The organism is Nocardia carnea (assembly GCF_029868855.1).
GTDB classification, from domain to species: Bacteria; Actinomycetota; Actinomycetes; order Mycobacteriales; family Mycobacteriaceae; genus Nocardia; species Nocardia carnea_A.
Map to the genome: position 1 here is coordinate 1 of NZ_JARWOV010000205.1, position 8,432 is coordinate 8,432.

The 8,432-nt window shown below is 67.1% G+C and carries 3 protein-coding genes; 1 reads left to right on the forward strand and 2 read right to left on the reverse strand.

Annotation, left to right across the window (positions count from 1 at the left end):
• Window positions 1-142: 142 nt before the first annotated feature.
• Both QH195_RS19630 and gltB read right to left on the reverse strand, forming a co-directional pair.
• Window positions 143-1,612, reverse strand: coding sequence for a glutamate synthase subunit beta (locus QH195_RS19630; RefSeq protein WP_280423624.1), 1,470 nt, complete (start codon window positions 1,610-1,612; stop codon window positions 143-145).
• 119 nt (window positions 1,613-1,731) lie between these two features.
• Window positions 1,732-6,384, reverse strand: coding sequence for a glutamate synthase large subunit (gene gltB / locus QH195_RS19635; protein WP_280423622.1), 4,653 nt, complete (start codon window positions 6,382-6,384; stop codon window positions 1,732-1,734).
• Between the two features lie 952 nt (window positions 6,385-7,336).
• Here gltB and QH195_RS19640 point away from each other — a divergent pair.
• Window positions 7,337-8,347 carry a DUF4407 domain-containing protein gene (locus tag QH195_RS19640; RefSeq protein ID WP_280436499.1) on the forward strand — a complete coding sequence of 337 codons (1,011 nt, stop codon included), beginning with the start codon at window positions 7,337-7,339 and terminating at the stop codon, window positions 8,345-8,347.
• Window positions 8,348-8,432 lie beyond the last annotated feature (85 nt).

An 8,432-nucleotide genomic window follows, 5' to 3' on the forward strand; every position in this document is an offset into this window, starting at 1 on the left:
CACCCCCCCCCCCCCCCCCCCCCCCCCCCCCCCCCCCCCCCCCCCCCCCCCCCCCCCCCCCCCCCCCCCCCCCCCCCCCCCCCCCCCCCCCCCCCCCCCCCCCCCCCCCCCCCCCCCCCCCCGGGCCGGTTCGGTGTCTAACTCAACGCTGCGCGACCGCGGTCGGCGGAATCGGCGCCGGCAGGGCGGTTTCGCCCTCCAGGTACTCGTCCACCGCCGAGGCCGCCGCGCGACCCTCGGCGATCGCCCACACGATCAGCGACTGGCCGCGGCCCATATCGCCGGCGACGAAAACGCCGGGAATATTGGTGGCCCACTTCTTGTCCCGCTGGACATTGCCGCGCTGGTCGTAGCCGACGCCGAGGTCGGTGAGCAGACCGGGCTTGTCCGGCCCGACGAAGCCCATGGCCAGCAGGACGAGATCGGCCTCGAGGGTGAAATCGGTACCCTCGACCTTCTCGAACCGGCCGTTGACCATCTTGACCTCGTGCGCCTCGAGCCCGGTCACCTTGCCGTCGGAACCGACGAAACGCTGGGTGTTCACCGAGAACACCCGCTCGCCGCCCTCTTCGTGCGCCGAGGAAACCCGGTACATGAGCGGGTAGGTGGGCCACGGGGTGGAGCCGGCACGTTCGGCCGGCGGCCGCGGCATGATCTCGAACTGGTGCACGCTGGCCGCACCCTGGCGGTGCGAGGTGCCCAGGCAGTCGGCGCCGGTGTCACCGCCGCCGATGATGACGACCTTCTTACCGTGCGCGTGGATCGGCGGCAGACCGTTCTCGTCCGTCACCGGGTCTCCGTGCTGAACCCGGTTGGCCCAGGGCAGGAACTCCATCGCCTGATGGATACCGTCCAGCTCGCGGCCCGGAATGGGCAGATCGCGGGCCTGGGTGGCGCCACCGGCAAGGACGATCGCGTCGTACCGCTCGCGTAGTTCGTCGGCCGTGATATCGACACCGACGTTCACCCCGGCCTTGAAGATGGTGCCCTCGGCCTCCATCTGCGCCAGCCGGCGGTCGATGAAACGCTTCTCCATCTTGAATTCCGGGATGCCGTACCGCATCAGGCCACCGATACGGTCGGCCCGCTCGAATACGGTCACGGTGTGCCCGGCGCGGGTGAGCTGCTGGGCGGCGGCCAGACCGGCGGGTCCGGATCCGACCACGGCAACCTTCTTACCGGTGAGCCGGGTCGGGTACACCGGCGCGACCCAACCCTCGTCGAAGGCATTCTCGATGAGTTCGACCTCGACCTGCTTGATGGTCACCGGATCCTGGTTGATACCGAGCACGCACGACGCCTCGCACGGCGCCGGGCACAACCGCCCGGTGAATTCCGGGAAGTTGTTGGTCGCGTGCAGCCGGTCGATACCTTCGCGCCAGCGGTCCTGGTAGACCAGGTCGTTCCACTCCGGGATGAGATTGCCCAGGGGGCAGCCGTTGTGGCAGAAGGGAATACCGCAGTCCATACAGCGACTTGCCTGCCGCTGCAGGGTCTCGTGCGGAAAACCCTCCTGGTAGACCTCTTTCCAGTCCATCAGCCGCAGCGGCACCGGACGGCGTTCGGGCAACTCCCGGGAGGTGTGCTTCAGAAATCCTTGGGTGTCACCCACGAGCGGCCCCCGAATAGTCACAGCGCCTCGTCGACGCCACCTGCGGAATGTTCTTATCAGCCACGAGCGGCCTTGAATAATCACAGCGCCTCATCGACGCCATCTCTAAAGCTCTCTTATTACCCACGAGCGGCCTCCATGATCGCCTCATCGACATCTTTACCGCTCTTCTCGGCTTCGGAGATGGCGAGCAGCACCTTCTTGTACTCGCGCGGCATGACCTTCACAAAGTGGTTCACCTGCTGCGACCAGTCGCCCAGGATCCGTTCGGCCACAGCGGAACCGGTCTGGTCCCGGTGCCGGCCGATGATGTCGCGCAGCCAGGTGAAATCGTCACCGGACAGCGCCTCGATGGCGTCCGCCTGTTCCGGGTTGACCCGGCCGCTGAACGTGTTGTCGGGGTCGTAGACGAACGCGATACCGCCGGACATACCGGCACCGAAGTTGCGTCCGGTGTCGCCGAGGATCACCACGCGGCCACCGGTCATGTACTCGCAGGCGTGATCGCCCACGCCCTCGACCACCGCGGTGGCACCGGAGTTGCGCACAGCGAACCGTTCGCCCACCACACCGTTGATGAACGCCTGGCCGCTGGTCGCGCCGAACAGGATCACGTTGCCCGCGATGATGTTCTCTTCGGCGCGGAATTCGGCCGGGGCGTTGGGTGCCGGCCGTACCACCAGGTGGCCGCCGGAAAGACCCTTGCCGACATAGTCGTTGGCGTCGCCCTGGACGCGCAGGGTGATACCGGCCGGAACGAATGCGCCGAAGCTGTTACCGGCCGAACCGGTGAGCGTGATGTCGATGGTGTCGTCGGGCAGGCCGGCACCGCCGTACAGCTTGGTGACCTCATGGCCGAGCATGGTGCCGACCGTCCGGTTCACATTCGTGATCTTGGTATCGATCTTGACCGGCTTTCCGAACTCGAGCGCGTCGCGGCTCTGCGCGATCAACTCGTTGTCCAGCGCCTTGTCCAAGCCGTGGTCCTGCTCCTTGGTGCGGCGGCGATCCTGGAACATGAAGGCCGTCTCGACATCGTCGAGGATCGGCGACAGATCCAGTTTGCTGGCCTTCCAATGCTGCTTGGCCTTGGTGGTGTCGAGCAGATCGACCCGGCCGACGGCCTCGTCCAGCGTGCGGAAACCGAGTTCCGCCAGCAGTTCCCGGACCTCTTCGGCGATGAACATGAAGAAGTTCTCGACGAATTCCGGCTTACCGGTGAAACGGTCGCGCAGCACCGGGTTCTGGGTGGCCACACCCACCGGGCAGGTGTCGAGGTGGCAGACCCGCATCATGATGCAGCCGGAGACCACCAGCGGTGCGGTCGCGAAACCGTACTCCTCGGCGCCGAGCAGCGCGGCGACCACGACATCGCGGCCGGTTTTCATCTGGCCGTCGACCTGCACCACGATCCGGTCACGCAGACCGTTGAGCAGCAGCGTCTGCTGCGTTTCGGCCAGACCGAGCTCCCACGGCCCACCCGCGTGCTTGAGCGAGGTGAGCGGCGAGGCACCGGTACCGCCGTCGTGGCCGGAGATCAGCACCACATCGGCGTGCGCCTTGGACACACCCGCCGCGACGGTGCCGACACCGGGCTCGGCAACCAGTTTCACGTGAATCCGCGCCTGCGGATTCGCGTTCTTCAGATCGTGGATGAGCTGCGCCAGATCCTCGATCGAATAGATGTCGTGATGCGGCGGCGGCGAGATCAGGCCCACGCCCGGCGTCGAATGCCGCACCTCGGCGACCCACGGGTACACCTTGTGCGCGGGCAGCTGACCGCCCTCGCCCGGCTTGGCGCCCTGGGCCATCTTGATCTGGATATCGGTGCAGTTGGTCAGGTAGTGCGCGGTGACACCGAACCGGCCCGAGGCGACCTGCTTGATCGCGCTGCGCCGCCAGTCACCGTTCTCCTCCGGCTCGAACCGGGCCGGCGATTCGCCGCCCTCGCCGGAGTTCGACCGGCCACCCAGCCGGTTCATCGCGATCGCCAGCGTTTCGTGCGCCTCGGCCGAGATCGAGCCGTAGCTCATGGCACCGGTGGAGAAACGCTTGACGATCTCGGAGGCGGGCTCGACTTCTTCGATCGAAATCGGCGAGCGCGCACCTTTCTTGAACTTGATCAGGCCGCGTAGCGAGGCCAGCCGCTCGGACTGGTCGTCGACCAGCTTGGTGTACTCCTTGAAGATCGAGTACTGCCCGCTGCGGGTGGCGTGCTGCAGCTTGAACACGGTGTCCGGGTTGAACAGGTGGTATTCGCCTTCGCGCCGCCACTGGTATTCGCCGCCCACCTCGAGCTCGCGATGCGCGCGCTCGTTGCGGTTCTCCAGGAACGCGACCCCGTGCCGGGTCGCGACATCGGTCGCGATCTCGTCCAGGCCGATACCGCCCAGGTGCGACCGCAGACCGGTGAAGTATTCGTCCACCAGTTCCTGCGACAGGCCGATCACCTGGAACAGCTGTGCGCCGTTGTAGGAGGCGACGGTGGAGATGCCCATCTTGGACATCACCTTCAGCACGCCCTTGCTCGCGGCTTTGTTGTAGTTGGCCACGGCCTTGCGGTAATCGGCGGCCAGGTCGCCGGTGCTGCCGGGAACGGTCAGCGCGCCGCGCTCGAGCATGTCCTCGATCGATTCGAAGGCCATGTAGGGGTTGATCGCGGCGGCGCCGAAACCGACGAGGGTGGCCATATGGTGCACCTCGCGGGCGTCACCGGCCTCGACCACCAGACCGACCATGGTGCGGGTGCGTTCCCGGACCAGGTGGTGGTGCACCGACGCGGTGAGCAGCAGCGACGGGATCGGCGCGAGCTTCTCGTTGGATTCCCGGTCCGACAGCACGATGATGCGGGCACCACCGTCGATAGCGGCCGAGACCTGCGTGTTGATCGCGTCCAATGCGCGCCGCAGGCCGTCGCCACCGGCCGCGACCTCGTACAGGCCGCGCACGACCACCGACCGCAGGCCGGGGTGGCTGCCGTCGTCGTTGATATGGACCAGCTTCGCCAGTTCGTCGTTGTCGATGATCGGCTGCTGGATGGCGATCTGCCGGCAGGACTCCGGGCTGGGATGCAGCAGGTCGGATTCCGGGCCGATATGGCGGCGCAGGCTGGTGACGACCTCTTCGCGGATGGCGTCCAGCGGCGGGTTGGTGACCTGTGCGAACTGCTGGGAGAAATAGTCGAACAGCAACCGCGGCCGCGCCGAGAGCACCGCGATCGGGGTGTCGGTACCCATCGAGCCCAGGGCCTCGGCGCCGGTCTTGGCCATCGGCGAGATGAGCAGGTTCAGTTCCTCGGTGGTGTACCCGAAGATCTGCTGCCGGATGAGCACGCGGTCGTGCGACATATGCACATGTGGTCGGTCGGGCAGATCGGAGAGGTGCTTGATCCCGGCGTCGAGCCATTCCCGGTACGGGTGCTCGGCGGCAAGCTGCGCCTTGATCTCCTCGTCGTCGACGATGCGGCCCTGCGCGGTGTCCACCAGGAACATACGACCGGGCTGCAGGCGGATCTTGCGCACGACCTTGGATTGGTCGATATCCAGCACACCGACCTCGGAGGCCATGACCACCAGACCGTCCTCGGTGACCCAGATCCGGCTCGGGCGCAGACCGTTACGGTCCAGCACGGCGCCGATGACGGTGCCGTCGGTGAAGCACACCGAGGCGGGGCCGTCCCACGGCTCCATGAGCATGGAGTGGTACTCGTAGAACGCCCGGCGCTGCGGGTCCATGTTCTCGTTGCGTTCCCAGGCCTCGGGAATCATCATCAGTACCGCATGCGGCAGGGTGCGGCCACCGAGGTGCAGCAGTTCGAGGACCTCGTCGAAGCGCGCGGTATCGCTGGCTCCCGGGGTACAGACCGGGAAGATCTTCTCCAGCCGGTTCTTACCGGCGGAGTCCTTGCCGAACACATCCGAACGCAGCAGGGCCTCGCGGGCCCGCATCCAGTTCTCGTTACCGGCGACGGTGTTGATCTCACCGTTGTGCGCGACCCGGCGGAACGGATGGGCCAGCGGCCACGACGGGAAGGTATTGGTCGAGAACCGGGAGTGCACGATTCCCAGGGCGCTTTCCACCCGGTCGTCCTGCAGATCCAGGTAGAACGCACGCAGCTGGGGCGTGGTGAACATGCCCTTGTAGACGAAGGTCTGCCCGGAAAGACTCGGGAAGTACACCGATTCTCTACCGACCGCGCCCTCGCCCGCGCCGGCCTTGCCCAGCTCGTGCTCCACCCGCTTGCGGATGACGTAGGCGCGCCGCTCCAGGTCCATACCGGAGAGCTGCTCTTCGGCACCCGCGGGCGAGCCGATGAAGAGCTGGCGGAACAGCGGCATGGCATCACGCGACAGCGCGCCGAGCGACGATTCGTCGATCGGTACCTCGCGCCAGCCGAGTACCGCCAGTCCCTCTTCCTTGACGATCTTCTCGACGCCGTAGGAAGCCCGCGCCGCCTCGCGCCGGGCCTGCGGCAGGAAGGCGATACCGGTGGCATAGGAGCCTTCCGGGGGCAGGTCGAAATCGACGACCGCACGGAAGAAGCGGTCGGGAACCTGGATAAGGATGCCCGCGCCGTCGCCGGAATTCGGCTCGGCGCCCGCGGCGCCGCGGTGCTCCAGATTCAACAGGGCCGTAATGGCCTTGTCGACGATGTCACGGCTGCGGCGGCCGTGCATATCACCGACGAACGCGACACCACATGCGTCGTGTTCGTTCGCCGGGTCATAGAGCCCGATGGGTCCGGGGGACCTGTGGCCAGGTAGTTGCGTCATGCCTCTGCCTTCGAGAAAGTCGACCTCGACGTGGTGCGGCCTGGAGAGAACGCCCTGTCGAACGCCGGTACTGTCGAACGCTCCCTGCTAGGACTGCGTTCGTACGTTGGCCGACACCAGCCGCGCTGATGGTGTTCGGCGTGCAGTCACGTCTGAAGTTGTTTCCACCTGCGGCTGTGCGCCGGTGCCCGCTGGTAACGAAGCGCTTACGCACTCGGAACCCGGAGGCGGGTTTCGCCCGCTAGGCTGGCCTGTGCCGATAGGTTGCCCGAACGTGCCGTCGGCCGGACATTGGTATGTGCGGCGTAAGAGCAAACGATAAGCCAGGTCCGGAACCCAACCAACCAAGGTTGCCCTAATAAACAGGACCAGCTGGGCTTCTAGCTGGGCTTCTTCATTCGTTCCTCCACATATGCGCGTTTTCTAGTGTAAAGCAGCATTCGGCCGGGAATCGATTCCGGATCGTCCCTCCGAACAGCGGCGATCCACCGGTCCGGCTCGTTTCCAGATGCCGCGTCGCATCCGCCGAACCCACGCTCACCTGCATCGAAGATGAATTCCCGGCGGCGGCCATCGGCAAACCCACCCGCCTGCGGCTAACTGTCACACACCGCGATGAGATGTTCGTGACAGCGGCGTGACAAGCACAGAACATGATCCGACCGTCCGGACTGTTTTCCGTTTTCAGTGGTACAGCACACGTTCAGCAAACCCAATTTTCAGTGGTTCACGCCACATCTGCGGACCGCAATCCGAGCCCTTTCCTCTTGCGGGAGCCCGGGTTTCGGCCGGGCCACACCCTGCACGCGAGCCGCGCAGCACGCCCCGATACGACATGCTCACCGGCGCCTGTGAAGATGACCACACCAGCGCGCGAGGGCTCGATGGACGGGCGTACCTCCTGTCACGCTGAGACAACGAATCGATGACAGCTGCAGAGGTTATGGGTCCCATGAGCGTCACCGGCATGTTCATCTGGCTCGGCGGCGGACAGCCCACCGAGACCACCGACGGATACGAGCGCACCGGCTATATCGTCACCGGCACGGGTGTGGCACTGTTCGCCCTGGTCTCCGCGGGAGTCACCGGGGTCGCGCTGGGTCGCGGCGAGTGGCCGGCGAGCGCGCTGCTGCCCACAGCATTGATCACCGGCCTGCTCATGGGCCTGGTGGGCCGCGCCCTGGCCGGTGCGCAACCGGCCGCCCGGCCCGACCGGCCGGCGGGGACGGCGAACGTTCCAGCGATGGCGACCCGTCTCGCGGTAACAATGCTGACCGGCCTGCTGGTGGCCGAATTGGCAACCACTGTGTTGTTCGACGGCTCGGTCGATCGGGTCCTCGACCAACACGCGGTCGCCGCTGCTGCCACCGCTCCGGCAGTGCGCACCGCCCAGGACGACCTGGACCGCGCCGTCGCCGACCGCACCGCACTGGACCGCGAGATAGCCGAAGCGTCCGCCGGTATCGACAATGCGCTCGTCGTCGCCAGGTGTGAGTTCAATCCCACTCCGGGGTGCCCGCAGACGAAGATCACCGGTGTGCCGGGCCGGGGTCCGGAAGCGCATACCGCCAACGACATGCTCGACGATGCGCGCGCCGCCCTGTCGGCCGCGCAGAGCCGCCTCACTCCGCTGGACACGCGCGTAGACGACGCACGTGCCGCGCTGGACAACGCCCGAACGGTGGCCGCCGCCGAGGGCGATCGCGGTATCGGAGCCCGCTGGGCGGCCATGCACGAGCACACCACCGGCCAGGCCGGCGCACTCCTGTTGCGACTGCTCACCTGGGCGGTCTTCGTCCTGCTGGCCGCACTTCCGCTGATCCTGCGCCGGTGGCGCGGGGAAACCATGCAGGAGCGGCGGCGGGGGGGGGGGGGGGGGGGGGGGGGCGGCGGGGGGGGGGGCCGGCGGGGGGGGGGGGGGGGGGGCTGTGGGGGGGGGGGGTGGTGCTGTCTTTGCTCTTGACTTGCGGCTGGGCGCGGTCGGTGGGGGGGGGGGGGGGGCGGGCCCGCCCCGCCCCCCCCCCCCCCGCCGCCGCTCCTGCATGGTT

Bases quoted from the DNA above. Each gene is read 5' to 3' on its own strand.
- gltB (WP_280423622.1), bottom strand. From the start codon at position 6,384: ATGACGCAACTACCTGGCCACAGGTCCCCCGGACCCATCGGGCTCTAT.
- QH195_RS19640 (WP_280436499.1), top strand. From the start codon at position 7,337: ATGAGCGTCACCGGCATGTTCATCTGGCTCGGCGGCGGACAGCCCACC.